The following is a 19,168-nucleotide window of genomic DNA, read 5'->3' as shown; positions in this document are numbered from 1 at the left end:
CGGATCTATTAAACCACTACACAGGTTTACCTTTGCCAGCTTTTTAGTTGATAACTCGTCAATTAAACAACGTTTGGACCAGTTGGTTATCCCAGTCGTTGAGGACCAGTCGAAATCCTTGGAACATCTAAAAATTCTTTTCGGCTGCATAGGAACTGTCTATCAACTTTCTCTTAGAAGGTTAGAACAGCTATTTTCCAAGTTTGAGTCTATCGTAACATATGTAGATAAAGGTACTTACTTTGACTGTTACTTGATGGTCCAATTAATGTGTGAGTATGACCAACCAGCTTATAACTATTCATACGATCTGAAAAAGAAAGGCAGCGACAGAGTAAGTAAGGAACTAAAAGAAAAATTCAATAGAAATCCCTCATGTGATAAAGACGGGTCTGCCGAATTTGCTTCACTTGTCTACGGAAAAAACGACAACCGCTTAGGCTGGGTCAAGTGCTTTAAACATATTCAGAACCTTCTCTCAAGCACGAAAGGCCAAATTGCTGTTAAAGTTGAAAATCGACGGAGATATCTGTTTGACAATTTTTCTGTAGAAAATGACACTGAAAATTTCGTGATAAATGCTTATACAATTGCTTACAAGAGTCGCCTAATCACTGATAAAACTCTCCCATATGATGATTATTTCAAGTATGTTGAGTTGGCAGCGCAGTTTGAGTAGCTAGCGTTAATTGCCGAGCAGGTTGCTCGGCTTTCCATCAATGTAACTTTTACCAGGCAAAGTTACACCGTATGAAGTATCTCATTGTGAGGGCGTGCGCGTAATGTTAAAGTTTCTGCTTTAAATTGCATTGTCATTAACAAGGAGTAGACATGCTTTCAATACCAGATTCATAGAACCCGATCTGGAAGAAATGCAGGCGGCGTTCGAAAAACTCACACCAGAAGAACAAGCCAAGTATCTGGCAGACAGAGAAATGAAGCTGAACATCAGAAGGTGATTCTAAAATTTTTGGCCTTCGTTATCTGCGCTTTAAAGACCGATACTGGTTAGTATCGGTCATAACTTATGGCCAGCAAGTCTTAATACCTTATCTCATTGCTTATATGTCATACCAAAAAGGCCCAAAACACTTAACTCGATCTCCTTGAACGGAAAGCATAGACATACTGTGTCATAAAAGTTGCGCCTTACAGGCTCAGTGACAATGGGTTATAAACTTTTGTTGCCTGGCGTATACATCTTAATAAGCCAGCCAAAAAACTGTTGCAGTTTAAGGTGATGTGCCAGGTTTGTTAGAAAGATAGGGTGCCTCATAGTCGTGATTAAGAAAATGACACTATTTAACATAACGTAATTTATAGGATATCAAATGTCAGAATTAATATCTGACTTAATGCAATATCATATGGCCGTCTGCTTGGCGTTTCATACACTAAGTCGCCATATGAGCAGTTTCTCTTTGTCTGAGGTAAATCAGATAAAAGCATCTAGCAAGGCTTAGCGCTTTTATCTGTCAGTTTTGATACTTGGGCTTTATTGCTCAACAATAATTCTAAGCATACGACGTAAAGGCTCGGCGGCGCCCCATAGCAATTGATCGCCTACAGTGAATGCGCTGATATATTCTGGCCCCATCGTCAATTTACGTATTCTTCCTACCGGGATATTCAGCGTACCAGTCACTTTAACAGGTGTCAGTTCTTGCTCGGTTGCCTTTCTGTCATTAGGAATGACAGTAACCCATTCATTGTGTGCCGCTAATATTTCTTCTATTTTCTCAACCGAAATGTCTTCTCTAAGCTTGATAGTCAGTGCCTGAGCATGACAACGCATCGCGCCAATTCGTACACAGATCCCATCAACCGGGATTGGCTGCTTACTCGAGCCTAGGATTTTATTGGCTTCTACTTGTGCCTTCCATTCTTCCTTGCTCTGGCCACTTTCCATAGGTACATCAATCCAGGGGATCAAGCTACCTGCCAGTGGCACGCCAAACTGATCGGTAGGCAAACTTTGTGACTTAAGCTTTTCGGCAACCAGTTTGTCAATTTCGAGTATTGCTGCACTCGGATCGTTCAGTTGCGTTTTGACTGAGTCATGTATTTCGCCCATCTGCGCGATTAGCTCTTTCATATTACGGGCGCCAGCTCCGGACGCTGCCTGATATGTCATAGGGCTTACCCATTCGATCAGGTCTTGTTCAAACAACCCGCCCAATGCCAGTAGCATAAGAGATACCGTGCAGTTGCCACCAACAAAGGTCTTAACACCCTGCTCAAGGCCCTGCTCTATCACATCTCTGTTCACCGGATCTAACACAATAATGCTGTCAGAAGACATTCTCAAAGCTGAAGCGGCATCTATCCAGTAACCGTTCCAGCCAGTATCCTTCAGCTTGTCATACACTGCTTTAGTATAATCACCACCCTGACAAGACAAAATGATGTCCATCTCTGAGAGACTATCGACGTCATATGCATCTAACAATATTGTGGACTGAGATTTTACTTCTGGCCCCGGTTGACCGGCTTGGGATGTCGTAAAGAAATAAGGTTCAATATCAGAAAAGTCATTTTCTTCGTGCATACGTTGCATCAACACAGAGCCGACCATTCCACGCCAACCAATTAGTCCTACTTTTTTCATGGTATTACCTTTTTTTGAATCATTGAGTATTTTGCGTGAGAGGCATGTCTAGACGTCTAAAAATAGCAAACATTATCTTAAGAAACTATACTTTTAGCGTCAAAATTGAACATTAATCATAAAAAACCCCGCGAAAGCGGGGTTTGGATACAACATGTAAAGGTTGTGTCCCATACTGCCACCTAAGCAGCAGTTTAGAACCGGGTTGTTGGCAACCAGAAACTCATTCTAATGGCCAAAATTCTGATTTTGTATGTGAGAACAAAGTATGGCGTAATTCTAACAAGTGTTCAAGAAATTTTGATTACAACAATCTGAAAATTAAGAAAATATTTTCCCACTTTAGAAAAACAAAGATTGTCACATAAGTTTAACGTTATCACCACCTTAAGCCACCCAATTTGACTTAGAGCAAACTTTAAGAGCACTGATGGAACATTGAGCAGATAGGACCTTCATTTATGTCCAACTTGCAGAATGACTGGTGTCATGTAGTTGAATTTTGTGTAAGAGTTTTAGCGACCAATCAATCTAGCAGGTAGAACAAAAAAAGCCTTCGGAACTCAACAGTCCGAAGGCCTATGGAATTCTAAATAACTAATTTAGAATTCGTACTTATAGCTCAGGCTGACACTGGTGCCCACCTCTTTTTGGCGCACTATGTAATCAGACTGAGTCACCTCTTGTTCTTCATCAAGTAAGTTCTGAACCTTAAACTTAACCTGTGAGTTAAAGTCAGGATACCAGGTATAAACAAGATCCAACGAGTGGAAAGGCTGCTCAAATGCGTCTTCGCGACCACCGATACCCGATGCCAGGATACGCTCACCAAACACATTATATACAAGTGAACTACTGTGCTGACCATCTGCAGAATCGTAGTTAAGCTGTAAGTTAACTACATACTTAGAATGACCTGTCATTCGCTTGGTTGGGTTAGTCAGGTTACCTGCTCGTGAAGGGTCGATTTCCACTTCTGAGTCACTTAGGGTGATATTACCAGACGTGAATAAGCCGCTTGTAACGCCAGACAAATCATATAGCCATTCAGCTTCTACGCCATATACTTCACCAGTTTCACCGTTAACGAAAGTTGCTGTGTAATCTTCATCGCCAACTTGCAATACAGTTTCAATCGGTGCTGTGATGTCTTTATAGAAAGCACCCACAGAGAAGTTGTCGCCGTTATCCATGTAGTACTCGAAACGGGCGTCATAGTTTGCCAGTTCACTACTTTTCAGACCTGAAACACCGAACGTGCGAATGTCAGTAAGCGGGTCGAAATAAGAAACCGGTACCAGTTCACGCAAGTCAGGACGAACAACTGTTTCACCATAACCAAATCGGATTTGATACTTCTCACCACCCAGATAGGTCATCGACAGCGCGTTAAAGAAGTCGTCTTCATTAACTGTACCGGCAAGGATCCGCTCTTCCGAATAGATAGTACTGTGCGTAATACGATCGAAAATCAAGCTTGAGGTACCAATCGAAACCTGCTTGAAGTCTTCGTAGCGAATACCACCACTTAAACGCCAAGTGTTATTGAAAATAGCATCAAACTCGAAGTAACCAGAGTCAATTTTCTGAGCTGCAATGTAGTCATCGGCGCTAGGCGCAGTTGGCTCATTGAACGCAACCAGGAAATCGTTATTAGAAACAAAATCATCGCTCAGGTAAGCGGTAATGTCATTAATGCCTTCTGAACCCGTATTAACTGGGATCGAGATATTTGTTTCATTGTGAATAGCGAAGCTGGAGGTCGAATACACACGTGCACGGTCAACAAAGTCGTAACCAGCTTTAAATGTGAGTTCAACGTTTTCCAGATACAAAGGCAATGTCAGGTTGCCGCTATAAGACTTAACATTGTCTTCCATATCTGTGTAGGAATACAGAATTCGGTTATCATCACCGGTTACTATCGAGTCCTGATATGTCTGGCCTTCGTTGTAGTTATCGATGAAATCATAATCAATGTTAGTCGGGATCTTAGTCTCAGCTTTAGACTCAGTGTACTGCCAGTCAACACCTATTCCCATATATTCCATAAAGGTATGCTGACCAACAACCTGATCGATGTCCAAAATACGCTCTTCGTAGTTGAAGTCGTATGTGCGATAAGCCTGGTTTGTAGCAGCAATCGTTCTTACTGTACTGCCATTAGGGCTCTGTGCCAGGGACAATTCAGATTCATCTTCCGTGTCTTCCAGGTAAATTTTTGAGTAAGAAACGTTATGTTGTTCGTACTTATAACCTAAGTTGAACACGCCACTCATACGCTCTGTCTGAGATGTTACTTTAGAGTCTTTAACCGTCACGTAGCAGGAATTAGTCGCGTCCTCAGCCGTTTCCAGCTTAGTTGTACAAGACTCATCGAATGACTGATCCAGCACCGCCGTCATACGCTCTGAATATTTCCAGTCATTATCGTAAGATACTGCTGCCAACACGCCAATGGTGCCACCCAGCCAATCTTCATCAAAACTGTTACCAATACTGGCTTTGATATCGTAATTAGGATCGAGTGACTCTTCTTTTACGCGAATATCACGAGGTAATTCCAGTACCAGAGCCTTGTTCAGTGCAGTCGCCTGATCGGCCGCGGATTGGGTCTCAGTGCCTTTGATCCCCTCACGCTCTACAATACCACGCAACGACAGGTCACCACGATAGCGCACTACCGCTGTTTGCAAAGCAACTGGGATCCCTTCTTCATTTCGGTTGTAGGTATATCCGTCTCTGGAATTTAGATTCTGGCCAACACCGACTTCGATATTCGCGACAAATTCGCTGGGTACAGATTTAGTACGAATGTCGATGTTACCACCACCAAATGCTGCCGGCATAGAAGGCGAGTAAGCTTTTTGTACAGCCAGGCTTTCGATGATACTAGAGGGGAATATGTCTAAAGGTACAACATTTCGGGTTAGGTCCGGGCTCGGAACTGCCGCGCCATTTAAACGTGCACTTGAGTAACGCTCACCTAAACCACGTACATAGATAAACTTACCATCTACCAGCGTCAGGCCCGTTACCCGGCGAAGTGCAGATGCAACATCGCTGTCGCCTGTTCGCGATAATTGCTCTGCGCCAAGAATGTCTGCAACAAAGGCTTGGTTTTTGCGTTCTTCAATCACGGCCGCAGCACTGCCTTGCAAGCGTGAACCGACAGCTACAACTTCTTCGATTTCCTGCGCTTCTTCAGCAAACACCGGCGCAGTCATACCAACTGACAAAGAAGCACCTACTGCCAAAGCGACTTTTCTTAATTTTATCTGCGTATTCATTTGCAATCCTGATAAAACTCGTAAAAAAGGCGCAATCAATGCGCCTACTTCGAAATACTTATTGAGTTAAAACAAAGTAATCGCAGGGATTAATCTTTGTCAGCAACTTCTAGTGCTGCTTTAACCCACTTGTACCAATCGCTTGTAGTATCTGTGCTTGAAACAGCACCTACAAAGTCGACTTCTTCGAAGAAATCGTCATTCAGAGATTTCAGGTCGTTTGCTGCTACTGTGATGTCTGCAGAATCTTTGTTGGTTGAGAAACCATCATCCGCCAGTACGTCACCTGCTTTGTCAAGGATTGCGCTAGAACCTGCGTTATCCCACCATGCGGTATAAGATTCATTGCCAGGTAATGCTTTACTTCCATCAGTTACGTTTTTCACACAAGCCAGTACAGAGCTGTGGAAGTTCAGAGCATCGTCAGTCGCGTTTTGTGCAGCATCGTCATCTTTAAAGTGAAGACAAGCGGTACCGTTTTCTGCGTTGTCAGCTTTAACGAACAATGTGTTGTAGTATTGACCACGGATTGCATCGTCAAATGTTGCAGCCTGAGATGGGTCATTGTCACGAATTGACTTACCATCTGTTGTGATTACAGTAACGTTAGCAATCGTTGGGTTAGAAGGCTGAACATCGTCGTACTCTGCACCTTTGTTCTTTTCGCCGTCTGTCTCAAAACCGTTGTTACCCATGAAGCCGTCTGTGCCCGCGTCGATGATCTTGGTCACTTTGTTACCATCATCATCTTCGCCGGTATAAGTTACCGGCTTCTTAGTTTTGATTGTACCGTGTTTGATGAAGATGAACTGAGCCTTGCCCTGCCAGCCAGCGTCGATATCGATTGAATCATCCTGTGTATCTGTAACTACGATGTTTTTCAGGTTAGCTGCACCACCGAAGAACTCGATACCATCATCAAAACCCTGGTGAATGTGAAGGAATTCAAAGCTAGAGCCCGAACCTACACCGTTCAGAGTCAGTGAGTTAAGGTCATCACCTACACCACCTTCACGAGGACCAGAACCTGCGTACCAGATTTGTGCGTATTTGATGTTACCACTGTTGTCAGCATTGTTAGTTCCGCCGAAGTGGCTGGTAATACCTTCAGTTTTAGCATTACACAAGTTTGCTGCACGTTCTTCGTTGGTACATTGGTTGGTCAGACCTTTACCATTGATCATGATACCACCCCAGTCAGCGAACTGAGGACCAGTTTCTGTCAGGTCGAATTCTGGAATAGCATTTGCTGAGGTAAAGGCAATTGGCGCTTCAGCCGTACCTTCAGCCATAATTTTAGCACCACGTGCGATGCGCACAATCGCTTCACCTGAAGCGAAAGCCATAGTTGTACCAGGCTTTACGGTTAGAGTTGGGCCGGTTTCTGGTACAGCACAACCTGTGTTTGAGCTAGTGTCACAGTTTTCACCAATCAATAGTGCACCGGCAAAAACATGCGCTCCACCATTTGGTAATGCATCAAAAGTGATGTCTTCTTTGATTTCTAGCGCTTTGCTTGCAAATGAAGAATCGTAGTAACAGTGTTTGCTTTCACGGTATTCACCCTGAACTTCTACGCCTGCAACGGTACGGCTTACACAAGGGTTAGTTACGACTGGATCTTTGTCGTCAACAACTTTATCGGGATCTGGGTTGGTTGTATTATTTGTTGTTGTATTATTTGAATCAGTAACGCTTGTATCATTTACAGTTGGTGTTACTTCGATGTCACCGCCACAACCAGCTAGTACAAGTGCAGATGTAACAAGGCTTACTTTGAATAACCCAGTAAGTTTCATTTTATTCTCCGTTGAGTGTTTATTTGAGCTGGCATTATCATATAAAGCATATATTTCATTTGTGTGTCTGTTTATTTTCAAAAAAATGAAAGTATTCAATTTAGGTAATGATTTTTATTTTTCAGGCATAAAAAAACCGCCCTAAGGCGGCTTTGGTGTTGCGATTATAAAATCATAATAAAGCTTGTTTTAGTGTTTCAGCATGAATTTTTTCACGTTTAACGTACTTTATCCATTGCTTGGCAAGATTAGCCGACTTTTTATGCTTTTCTGCTTGTTCAAACGCAAGTATAGAAGCATCAAAATTTTTCAGATTATACTGTGCCATCCCCAATGCAACATAAGCATTCGATTCAAAGGTAAGGTCCCCTTTGTCCAGAGCACTGCGCGCTGCATCAGCGGCTTCATCAAACTTTTCCAGATTGATATACACTTCGGCTATGCGCTGAAGATAGTTACCATGACTCACGTCTTTGTCTGCTTTGGCGAAGTAGTCGATAGATTTACTCTCGTCTTTTGACTGTACATAGGCCTCAGCGATAAAAGCATAATTTTTGGCATTGCCTTCAACTACGCCTTTTTTAATACCTTCGTCCAATGCAACAGCAGCTTTGTACGGTAAACCGTTAAACAAGTAAACCTGAGCAAGCTGAATAATATCGCTACGTTTTTGAAGAAAACCTCGCTGCTTAGCCGTTTCAAGCAGAGCCAATTGCTTCTTCTCTGCACCCAGCTCACCAAACATACCAGCTAACTGAACCCAGTACTCTGGCTTATCAAACAGTTTGACCATTTTTTCTAAAACATCAGCCACCTTTTTCGGCTGATTTAAAGAGTAATATAATGCCCTTTGTAAAACTAACCAGTTTTCCTTGGGTACATTCCCCTCACTCTCTGTTAACGATATTGCTACATTAATATTTTCAACCGCTGACTGATAATTTTTATCCTGGTATAAAGCCTGCGCTTTTAATACGTAGTAATTACTTTTAATCGGTTGAGTATTTATTTTCTTCCATCTGTCGAGATAATCAACTGTTGCTTTATAATCACCGTTTGCCATCGCCAGCTGCGCCAGGCTGAAGGTTGTCGATAATCTCAAAGATTCAGGGATCGCTTCTTCGGCTACTACCTGTTCAAAAGACGCAATAGCTTTATCAAGCTGATTTTCATTGTAATAGATGAACCCATAAAAATTGTGCATCATGGCAATTTCATAGGAATTCATGCTACCAGAGCGCTCCTTAATTGAGTCGAGCACCTCAAGGCCGGCCTTGACGTCACCGTCATCAGCGAGTTTTTGAGCACGAGCAAGCTGGCTGTATACTTTCTCGCGCAGGGCCGGAACACGCTTGGTTTTGGTTTCTGCATGAGCAACAGCAAGGTCAACGCCAGGCAACACCGAAATTAAGCTTGGCGCTACCAGGGCGGTACAACTCAGTGCACTCACTAACAAGGCTTTTTTAAATAATTTCATAATCGCACCTTTGTCTGTTAGCCATTTATCTGGAATGAGATCTTGTTCTGAACTCCGGCCACTTCTACCGCTTCACCGTTCACAACACGAGGCTTATACTTAAATTTCAACGCTGCATCCATTGCCGCGCGTTCAAAAATATTCTCGGGTTCAGCTTTGACGACAACAGGATCTCTCACCGTGCCTTGTTTAGTTACCACAAACTCAACTATGACGTAGCCTTCAATACCCCGAGAAAGCGCGCGTCTTGGATAGACAGGTGCCACTTTAACAATTGGCAGATATTCACCATCGCTGGATTCCAATGCCAGGCCACCAGCAAGGTCGACGTCAGCAGCGACATCTGCGCTGAAGTTAAAGTCGGCTCCAGCGGCATCCAGGTTGTTGCTTTGCATCTGAGGAGCATCCATTGGCGGAGGCGGCTCTTTGGGTGTTGGTGGTTTTTGTGGCTTACGTTCTTTTTTCTCAACAGTTTCTTCTTTTTTCAGGCGGACAAAATCAAGCACGTTGCCCTTAACAGGCTCGTCCATCTTGCCTTCTCCGCCTGTGATCAGTGCCTGCATACCAAGAAACAAGAAAAAAGTCACAATACCTGCAATAACGAGTGCTAGTAAGTAACGCATCTTTTCTATTCCTATGATTCCTGGGCTGCAATTGATACATCGAATGCGCCTGCAGCACGAGATGCATCCATTACCTTGATTAAGGTATCGGTTGTTGCCTTCTTATCGGCTTGAATGACCACGCTACCCTGCGGGTTTTCTGCTTTCAGACGCTCAATGTTTGCCTGCACGGCACGGATATCAACCTGGCGTTTGTTAATCCAAATTTCGCCTTTGTCTGAAATGGCAACAAGTATATTTGCACGCTGCTTTTTAACTGCAGTCGCCGCTTCTGGACGGTTTACATCGATGCCTGCTTCTTTAACAAACGATGCAGTTACGATGAAGAAGATAAGCATGATGAATACAACGTCCAGCATGGGTGTCATGTTAATTTCTTCGGCTTCTTCTTCCTGAAAAACCTTTGCTAATGGAGCTCTCATTACGTTTCCTCAATTCTTTTCTAGTGATCAAGCAACAGCTTGTCTTCTAACAGTTCTACTTCGCGCTTTGCCTTGCGTTGCAAGAAAGTAGAGGCAAAAACCCCTGACAGCGCGCCAACCATACCAGCCATGGTTGGGATCGTTGCTTTAGAAACACCGGCAGCCATAGACCGGGCACTTCCCGACCCTGTGATTGCCATCACGTTAAATACTTCAATCATGCCAGTTACCGTACCTAGCAGCCCAAGTAGCGGACACAGGGCAACCATGACATTGATATAAGGCAGGTTAGAGTTAAGCTGAATTCCTGCTCGTGAGATCATGGCCAGACGGATCTGCTCTGCGTTCCAGCTGTTTCTTTCCTCTCGACTTGTCCAGCTGTTCAGCAGATCTTTGCGATAGGCTCTGAACTTGCCGAACACAAACATAAAGCGTTCGAGGATCAACAGCCACATCACAAATGTGACCATTCCGATGACCAGGAGAACCTGGCCACCTGTGTCTAGGAACTCACGTAGCGCATTGATTGCATCTACTAAAAGAACCACAATTACGCTCCTTTCTCGCTGCGCTCAGCAATGATGCCTGCACTTTGCTCCTGAAGGATAAGCAGCAAATTACGAGAACGCGTGTTAAGCAGGGTGTAAAGGAATACGGTAGGAATCGCGACCACCAGACCCAGTACGGTTGTAACAAGTGCTGTTGAAATACCACCGGCCATCAGTTTCGGGTCACCTGTACCAAACAGGGTAATCGCCTGGAAGGTATTAATCATACCGGTTACAGTACCGAGCAGACCCAATAGGGGCGCTACCACTGAGATAATCTTAATCAGAGTCAGGTTACGTGTAATTTTCGGCATTTCACGCAGGATGGCTTCACTTAACTTAAGCTCTAATGTGTCATAGGCAACATCCGGATATTGCTCTTTGACTTTCATTACGCGGCCAAGCGGGTTGTCTTCGCGTGCAACAGAATCTTTCAGCTGACGGTTGATTTTCGCACCCATAATCATCAGAGAAATAAAGCGCTCCAGGGCAATTAACAATGCAATCAGACCAACACCAAGAATAACGTAACCAACGGCTCCGCCCTGCTCCACTTGCTCTTTAGTATTTGGCGCCTGAACCAACAGACCCAGGATTGAGCCGCCTGTCGGGTCTAGTGCAAAGTCAACGGCACCAGATTGCGCAGATTGAAGCTCAGCTGCACTTTCCATAAAACGTGCTGTAGGCTGACGGGTCAGCTCAGACAGTGTATTGGTTTCCGGGTTGTAAGACAGGTATTTACCATCAGCAATCAGGTTAAACGCACCCACACGCAAAACTTCTTTTTGCTCTTTGGCACCGCCCGCTACAATCACATCCGTAGTATAGCGAGATACTTTCCCCTGCTCTGTCATTTCACGTTGCAGCTCAACCCAAACTTTTTCGATGTCTTCGATAGACGCCAGTTTAGTGCTTGAGCCCATGCGCTTGGCCATGTCATCCATAAATGCACTACGGTTCGGAATTTCTGCAGAAACAACTGAGGTACGGAATTTGTTGCTTGAATCGCCGGCTACTTGCTGAAGTACACCGAACAGTTCCTTCAATGACCCCATGCGCTTTGAAAGCGTGTCGCCCAAATTACCCAGCTTAATTTCGTTTTCTTCGAACTGAGTTTCCAGGCGCTCTGAGCGATTGAGTTCGCCATCACGGTTAGCGGTCAATTCGCGCAACATTCTTACCTGCTCGCTCTGTTGCGCTTTAAACTGGGCTTCACGCTGTGCATTTTGTGCATTTTGTGCACTCTGACCCTGTTCAAGTTGCTTTAACAGTGTATCCAGGTCCATTGCTTGTTCTGCTGCAAACGCTGAGCTAGATAATGCAAGCGTTGCTGCCATTACGGTTTTTAGGCTGAAAGATTTAAAAAAGTTCATCATATACCTCTTATTCTGCAGCCTGAATTGGCAGAGTTAACATATCCGGTGCCAGTTGCTTACGCGCGATGCGGATACCCTTGTTGATTTGACTGATGTTGGTGTCTGGCAGTGCAGTAAATGACTTGCTGTCTTTGTTCCAGCTGCCCGCTTTGCTGCCATCTTTGGTCACGTAAAGCAGTTCAAGGCGACCTATGCGTAGCATATCAACTTCTCGTTCCTGACCGTCTACCGTCAGCAAAGTAGAGTAAGCTTCGATGGTGCGTCCGTACTCAACTTCTACCTGATAGGCTTCGAGTACACGACGGAACTTTTCACTTGAAGAAACATCCGCGCGGTCCATCATTGCTTGTAGCTTAGCAATACGCTCTGCTCGCTCTTCTTTTAGGAAAGGAACATCCAGTGCAACGAATTGCTCAAGACCTGTGATCATACGCATCATCAGCGGCGTGATCTGACGTTCAATCACAGACACCTGATCCATAGACTCGTTAATCGCAGCCATTTCTTCTAGTTGATTTTTGATCTGCTTGTCTAACTGGCTGTTGTAAACAACCAGGCCATCAATTTCTTTATTCAGTGTTCTGAACTTTTGCAGTCTTGATTGCATGTCATCTGCAATAGAATTGATTTTATTCTGTGATTGGAGGGCTGACTGGTTAATAGCCGAACTTGAATCAATGACCTTATCCAGATCATTTGCCTGAGCATTAGCCGCAACGGCGACCATACCTGCTAATAGCAAGTGGTTAACGCACTTCATCGCATACACCTTTTAATATTTGCTTGTTGCTATATTGGAATTGCGTGCAGTCTAATGTGCCTAAATGACATCCATGTTGCGCTAAAAATACATTTAGGTTACAGCTGTCATATATCGGTCATGGAGGGGTTTATTTATACTTATGCAATAAATTAAAAAAGGCTGCGTATTCGCAGCCTTCGGAAAGATTACACTTTAAATTTGGCGAGCATGTTTTCGAGTTCATCAAATTGCAATTTTAATGTCTGACATTCCCGGAGCGTCTTGTTCAGACTGTCACTGCCTTCAACACACAGATCACTGATGCCATGAATATCGCTATCGAGTGACTGGATCACTGCATTTTGCTCTTGCGTTGCACTGGCAACGGCATGGTTTACACCGTCGATAGAGTCTATGGCATGAGTAACTTCCTGCATCTTAGTCCCGGCGGATTGCGCTTGCTGTGCGCTATTGCTGGAGTCATCGATACTTGACTTCATGACCGCAACGGCTGATGCCGAACCTTGCTGCAATTCACCTATCGTATTTTCAATTTCCTGAGTCGACTCCTGGGTACGCTGGGCTAGCTGTCTTACTTCATCGGCCACAACTGCGAACCCTCGTCCGGCTTCGCCGGCACGTGCAGCTTCGATTGCGGCATTTAGCGCCAACAAGTTGGTTTGTTCACTGACGCCTTTAATAACTTCTAGCACCTGACCTATACTTGCGGTGAGTTTATCCAGGCCATCAATTGTCGATTGCGCTTTTTGCATTTTGGCGCTCAACGAGCCAATCTCTTCAATGTTGGCATTCAGTGCCATCTGGCCCTGACTGGACAAACTATTTGCCTCAGTCGCCAGCTCTGAGGCGTGTTTGGCATTATTTGAAATCTCTACAGCACTGGATGATAATTCATTGATCGCCGTCGCGACACTGTCGGTACGCTTGGTTTGCTCTGTGTAGATATCGAGTGCGCCCTGTGTTTGCGATTGCAGCCCCGCCATAACCTGCTCAAGTGCCAGCGTGGTCTCTTTTACTTTAGAAATACTCTCATGGATTTTGTCTACAAACAGGTTGAAGTAATTGGACAGCTCACCAAACTCATCGTTGTTTTCAACCTCCAGTCTGCGGGTCAAATCACCTTCTCCCTGGGCTATGTCTTTAATCGCTTCGTTTAAGTGAACCATTGGCCGCATCAGATATTTAAGCAGCAGCTGTAGCATAACAACTATGACCAAAACGCCCACCAGCATATAGATCAGGGCCATATTTCTAAAAGACGCCACAGAGCTGTAGGCTATCTCTTTGTCTATCACTACGCCCAGGTACCAGTCAACATTTTTAATACCGCGCATTTTAATAAATGACACCAGCTTTTCTTTTCCATCAATGGTCAGATCGGCAAACGTCTCTGATAGTGGAAGCTTAGTGCCGAACAGATCTGTCATTGGTTTATCGTTGAGTTGGGTATCCGGGTGGCTTAGGATCCGACCTTCCGCATCTAACAGGAAACCATACCCATAGCCGAGAAAGTCAATTTCATTCACTATGTCTGTAATAGTTGCCATGTCGATGTCTCCGCCGGCGACACCAGAGAAACGCCCATTGTTCATAATGGGCACAACGGCTGTGATGGTGAGCTCGTTGCTCGTCACATCGATATAAGGCGTGGTAAATGCAGTGTCTTGCTTTCGTTCCGCCAATTTGTACCAAGGCCTTTGCGTGGCATCAAAGTCACTAGGCAACACCACTGTTGTGTCATTTAGTACAAACTGACCATCAGGCGTACCGATAAAAGTATTCTTGAAGTGACCAGCCTCATGTGCTGTCTGAACCCGCCTTAGTATGTCTGAGTAAGCGTCATTGCTGCGGTGTCCACCGGCGACAGCGCTAACTATATCCAACCGGTCGTTTAACCAGTTAGCAATATTTTGCGAAACCGACTCAGAGATCTCCTGTAACACCAGGGTTAACTGGGCCTGCGTTTGTGAGCGCATCAGGATAAAGTTGTTCACGGTAAAGAGGGAAAGTACGATCACCAGCACCAATGAAGCGGCCAGTGTTATTTTAGTTGTAAATTTGAGCGCACTGAACATGGGAAGCCCTGTCTTAATTCTACTAATACAAATTTGTTTTACCAAATCTTAACGAGTTTGTCTTACCTTATCGGCGAAACTTTTGTTGCCTAAAGTTAATTATACACTTGTTTTCACGATTTATTTTTCAACTGATTAGTTATTGTTCAGGTTTCACAACTCAAAATGAAAAAAGGCGGGACAAATCCCACCTTTTTTATTACTTACAATGATCATCACAAACTTGTCTTTATTTCGTCCGGTACAGTTTTTACCTGCATCCTGGTTCAACTCATTCAGGCTTACTATGTGATCATCTGGTCGACATGCGAGTTTACTTATATTCAGATAAAGCAGGCGGTCTTGCCGTCAGGCCTTTACCCCAATTTTTATTGGGTTTATCGCTCATCACATATTTAAGCTCACCACCAGCCATGATGTCATCGTGTGTCAGGTAACTGCGCTTTAGTGCTTTTCCGTTTAAGGTAACCGACTGAATATATTTATGTGTTTTGCTCAACCCCACGGCTGTTGTCGTAAACTGCTTGCCGTTTGCGAGCTTAAGCGTGACCTTTGGCGTTTGAGGTGCACCAATTGCATAAGCCAGGTCGCCAGGCGCTACTGGATAAAAGCCCATTGCAGAGAAAATATACCAGGCAGACATCTGACCTACGTCATCATTACCGGCAAGACCATCAGGCTTATCCGAGCTCAGCGTATCCATGATTTGGCGGATTCGCTCCTGGGTTTTCCAGGGTTTACCTGCATAGTTATACAAATAGGCAATATGATGACTTGGTTCATTGCCGTGAGCATAGTTACCAATCAGGCCTGCAATATCTTCATGCTCCTTAATCATTTCTTGAGACAAAGGCGTATCAAACAAATCATCGAGGCGCTGAGTAAAGGCGTCATCTCCGCCCATCAAATCGATCAACCCGGCTACATCCTGAGGTACATAAAAGCTGTACTGCATGGCGTTTCCTTCTGTGAAAGGCCCCATGTACTTTGCTTTAAAAGGGTTAAACTCTGGATCCCATCGACCCTGGCTGTCACGACCACGCATAAAACCACTTTGTGGATCGAACACATTTTTGTAGCTCATAGCGCGTGCATAATATTGCTTCGCCTGTTCGCTTTTACCCATCGCCTCAAACATTCTGGCAATTGCAAAATCGTCATAGGCATATTCCAGTGTAATAGAGACAGATTCAGGCAATACATCCATTGGTACGTAACCAAACTTTTTGTACTCAGGGATGGCATCATAAACCGGGTTATTGGCTGTATTAATGATGGCTTCAACGGCCAGATCTACATCATAATCCCGGATCCCCTTAAGGTAGGCATCGGCGATAACTGATACCGCATGATAGCCAATCATGGTCCAGGTCTCATGTGCATGGAATGACCAGATGGGTAGCATCTTTTCATAGCTTTGCTGATAGTGAACCAGCATAGACTGTATCATGCCAGACACTCTGTCCGGGTCGATATAGGTCAACAGCGGGTGTAACGCTCGGTAGGTATCCCAAAGCGAGTACAAAGTATAATGCTCAAAGCCTTTACCATCATGAATTTCGCCGTCTACGCCGCGATATTGTCCATTGACGTCCTGATATATGCTTGGCGCCTGTAACGCATGGTAGAGCGCGGTATAAAATTGACGCTTTTCGGAACGGGTGCCCTCAACATCAACCTTGTCCAGATAGCTGGCCCACTGAGCATTTGCATCTGCGCGCACCTTATCGAAATCCCAGTGAGGGATCTCAGCTTTGAGGTTTTCGAGCGCATTACTGCGGCTAACCGCAGAAAGTGCCACTTTAATCTTCAATGGTTTGTTTTCGACGTCGTCGAAACTGGCAACGAATTTAACGGCTTTACCCGCGGTCATTTTGACCGCTTTATTTTCAATCGTAGAGTGCTTTTCTTTTCCCAGGCATCCCATACAACGATAACGCATGTTGTCTTCATTGATAAAACGGTAATTGTCTATCGGTTGAGAGAACTCTATCGCAAAGTACATTTGACGGTTGCGCGCCCAACCATTGGTGGCTCGATAAGCAACCAATGTAGTATCATTGATTTTACGAATATCGCTCCAGATAACCTTGTTCTCGAAGTTGTATATAGCGCTGGTCAGATCAAACAAAACATGGCCCTGCCCGCCGTTTTTGAAGGTATACTGATGCATACCGACTCTGGGGCTCGCGGTGAGCTCAGCCTTTATATTGTAATCTTGTAACTCTACCCCATAGTAACCCGCTTCTGCCCATTCCTGCTGATGAGAAAAACGTGAACGATACCCTGAATCTGGATCTTCCGCCGTTCCGGGATTGGTTTTTACCTCACCGCTGATTGGCATAACCAGCAGATCCCCAAGGTCTGAATGACCTGTGCCTGAAAAGTGCGTATGGGAGAAACCGACTATCGTGGTGTCGTCGTAATGATATCCGGCGCAGCGCTTGTATATCTCGGGCTGCGGTGAGACGCCGCGCATTGGATTGTCGGTATCCGGGCTAAGTTGTACCATGCCAAAAGGCACAACCGCACCGGGAAACGTGTGACCGTCCCCGCCAGTACCTATAAATGGATCTACCCACTGCGTATTAGACTCCTGCGCCACCCCTAACGATGAGACAGATATCAAAGCAGCCGTGGTGGCTGCTGATATGATGCGAAACATGCACCTCTCCTATCTTTAATTTGTTATTATTTGGACCGTTCCAACTCACGTTATCTTACACTGCAAATGAATACGTATTCAATAGAAACAGGATAAGAAAAGAATGCAGATAAATGTAGGTATAGCAGGAGGAAAAAGACAATGGCTAACGATAGAATAACAAAAGCCGGCTATCGAGCCGGCTTGACGCGATAAATTTTAACTTTCGACCTTTTGCTGCCACTGCTTGTAAAGTGACACAACATTCAGGCCATACCAGGCGATAAACACGTAACACACCATAGGTACTATAAAGCTGATCTGGATCCCGGCGTTATCAGCCACAAGGCCTTGCACCAGCGGGATCAATGCGCCACCAACAATTGCCAGACACAGCCAGCCTGACCCCTTACTGGTCAAAGAGCCCAGGCCTTCGATGGCGATGGAGAAGATAGTCGGGAACATAATAGAGTTAAACAGACCGACGGCCAGCACCGCAAACATAGCCAGCTTGCCATCGGTAGACATAGTTAGCAGTAACAATGCAATAATTGCAATTGCATTAAACATCAGGGCTTTCGAAGGTGCTATCTTCTGAAGTGCGGCCGAACCAATGAATCTGCCCACCATAGCACCACCCCAGTAGTAAGAGATGTATTTCGCTGCGGTATGCTCTTCCATCCCTGCAATTGAAGGCTCTGCAAAGTAGTTTACCAAAAAGCTGCCAATTGCCACTTCAGCGCCGACATAGCAAAAAATGGCAGCCACCCCCATCACCAAGTGTGGCGCTTCTGTCAACTTGTGGCCGCGAGCCTTACAGTCACCCTCTTCTGTATGTGCTTCAATGGTCGGTAGTTTTAGGAATGCAAACACTGCCGCAATAAGTAACAACGCACCAGCCAGTATCAGATAAGGCACTTTGACCGAGTCGGCACTGGCCGCATCGGTTGCTACGCTGGCCCCAGCACCAAACAGCAACATACCACCAACTGCCGGGCCTACTGTAGTCCCCAGTGAATTAAGGGCTTGTGCGAGGTTTAACCGGCTGGATGCCGTTTTTTCTGGCCCCAGGGCTGCTACGTATGGGTTTGCAGAGACTTGCAATACGGTAATACCCGACGCCAGCACAAACAAAGCCGTTAAGAAAAGCCAGTATTCATGAACCACTACAGCAGGATAAAACAACAAACATCCGCCAGCCGCTATTACAAGGCCGGTCAGTACACCATTTTTATAACCAAAACGCTTCAAAAACGCGCCGGCAGGTAAAGAAACGATAAAATAAGCGCTGAAGAAACAAAACTGTACCAGCATTGCTTCGGTATAGCTCAGGTCAAACACCGCTTTAAGACGCGGGATAAGTACGTCGTTTAATACAGTAATAAATCCCCACAAGAAAAACAGGGTCGTCATTGCTGTCAATGGCAACAAATAGTTGTTGTTTTTTGCATCTCCACTGGCAACATAACTTTGATTAGTGTTGATTTCACTCACTTGGAATACTCCGTGTTAAAGGATTTAGAGATTCTACACACTGTTACAG

At 44.8% G+C, this 19,168-nt stretch carries 13 protein-coding genes; 1 reads left to right on the top strand and 12 read right to left on the bottom strand.

Going from position 1 to position 19,168, the window contains the following annotated elements; genetic code table 11:
- Positions 1 to 679: hypothetical protein (locus tag CWB99_RS01035; RefSeq protein WP_171045227.1), on the top strand; the 679-nt coding region annotated here is incomplete at its 5' end.
- Between the two features lie 816 nt (positions 680 to 1,495).
- Here CWB99_RS01035 and asd read toward each other — a convergent pair.
- From asd to CWB99_RS00975, 12 genes are all read right to left on the bottom strand, one after another.
- Positions 1,496 to 2,608, bottom strand: a complete 1,113-nt coding sequence (gene asd, locus CWB99_RS01030) for an aspartate-semialdehyde dehydrogenase (protein ID WP_138551844.1) — start codon at positions 2,606 to 2,608, stop codon at positions 1,496 to 1,498.
- 602 nt (positions 2,609 to 3,210) lie between these two features.
- Positions 3,211 to 5,898, bottom strand: a complete 2,688-nt coding sequence (locus tag CWB99_RS01025) for a TonB-dependent receptor plug domain-containing protein (protein ID WP_138551845.1) — start codon at positions 5,896 to 5,898, stop codon at positions 3,211 to 3,213.
- 89 nt (positions 5,899 to 5,987) lie between these two features.
- Entirely contained in the window at positions 5,988 to 7,697 is a 1,710-nt protein-coding gene (locus tag CWB99_RS01020) for a hypothetical protein (RefSeq protein WP_138551846.1), read from the bottom strand.
- Positions 7,698 to 7,869: 172 nt separating this feature from the next.
- Positions 7,870 to 9,174, bottom strand: coding sequence for a tetratricopeptide repeat protein (locus tag CWB99_RS01015; RefSeq protein ID WP_138551847.1), 1,305 nt, complete (start codon positions 9,172 to 9,174; stop codon positions 7,870 to 7,872).
- Positions 9,175 to 9,191: 17 nt separating this feature from the next.
- Complete coding sequence (locus CWB99_RS01010; protein ID WP_138551848.1) at positions 9,192 to 9,797, bottom strand: energy transducer TonB; 606 nt, start codon at positions 9,795 to 9,797, stop codon at positions 9,192 to 9,194.
- An 11-nt stretch (positions 9,798 to 9,808) separates the two neighbouring features.
- Complete coding sequence (locus tag CWB99_RS01005) at positions 9,809 to 10,219, bottom strand: ExbD/TolR family protein (protein WP_010381303.1); 411 nt, start codon at positions 10,217 to 10,219, stop codon at positions 9,809 to 9,811.
- A gap of 20 nt (positions 10,220 to 10,239) precedes the next feature.
- Entirely contained in the window at positions 10,240 to 10,767 is a 528-nt protein-coding gene (locus CWB99_RS01000) for a MotA/TolQ/ExbB proton channel family protein (RefSeq protein WP_138551849.1), read from the bottom strand.
- 2 nt (positions 10,768 to 10,769) lie between these two features.
- On the bottom strand, positions 10,770 to 12,104 hold the full coding sequence (locus tag CWB99_RS00995; protein WP_432760816.1) for a MotA/TolQ/ExbB proton channel family protein: 1,335 nt from the start codon (positions 12,102 to 12,104) through the stop codon (positions 10,770 to 10,772).
- A 46-nt stretch (positions 12,105 to 12,150) separates the two neighbouring features.
- A complete protein-coding gene (locus CWB99_RS00990; protein ID WP_138551850.1) occupies positions 12,151 to 12,903 on the bottom strand; it encodes a DUF3450 domain-containing protein in 753 nt (250 codons plus the stop codon).
- 188 nt (positions 12,904 to 13,091) lie between these two features.
- A complete protein-coding gene (locus CWB99_RS00985; RefSeq protein ID WP_138551851.1) occupies positions 13,092 to 14,981 on the bottom strand; it encodes a methyl-accepting chemotaxis protein in 1,890 nt (629 codons plus the stop codon).
- A 313-nt stretch (positions 14,982 to 15,294) separates the two neighbouring features.
- Entirely contained in the window at positions 15,295 to 17,646 is a 2,352-nt protein-coding gene (locus tag CWB99_RS00980) for a GH92 family glycosyl hydrolase (protein ID WP_138551852.1), read from the bottom strand.
- Positions 17,647 to 17,844: 198 nt separating this feature from the next.
- Positions 17,845 to 19,119 carry a sugar MFS transporter gene (locus CWB99_RS00975; protein ID WP_138551853.1) on the bottom strand — a complete coding sequence of 425 codons (1,275 nt, stop codon included), beginning with the start codon at positions 19,117 to 19,119 and terminating at the stop codon, positions 17,845 to 17,847.
- Positions 19,120 to 19,168 lie beyond the last annotated feature (49 nt).

The sequence above is a fragment of the Pseudoalteromonas rubra genome (assembly GCF_005887095.1).
In the GTDB taxonomy this organism is placed as follows: Bacteria; Pseudomonadota; Gammaproteobacteria; order Enterobacterales; family Alteromonadaceae; genus Pseudoalteromonas; species Pseudoalteromonas rubra_E.
This window is presented reverse-complemented; position numbering and strand designations above follow the sequence as displayed.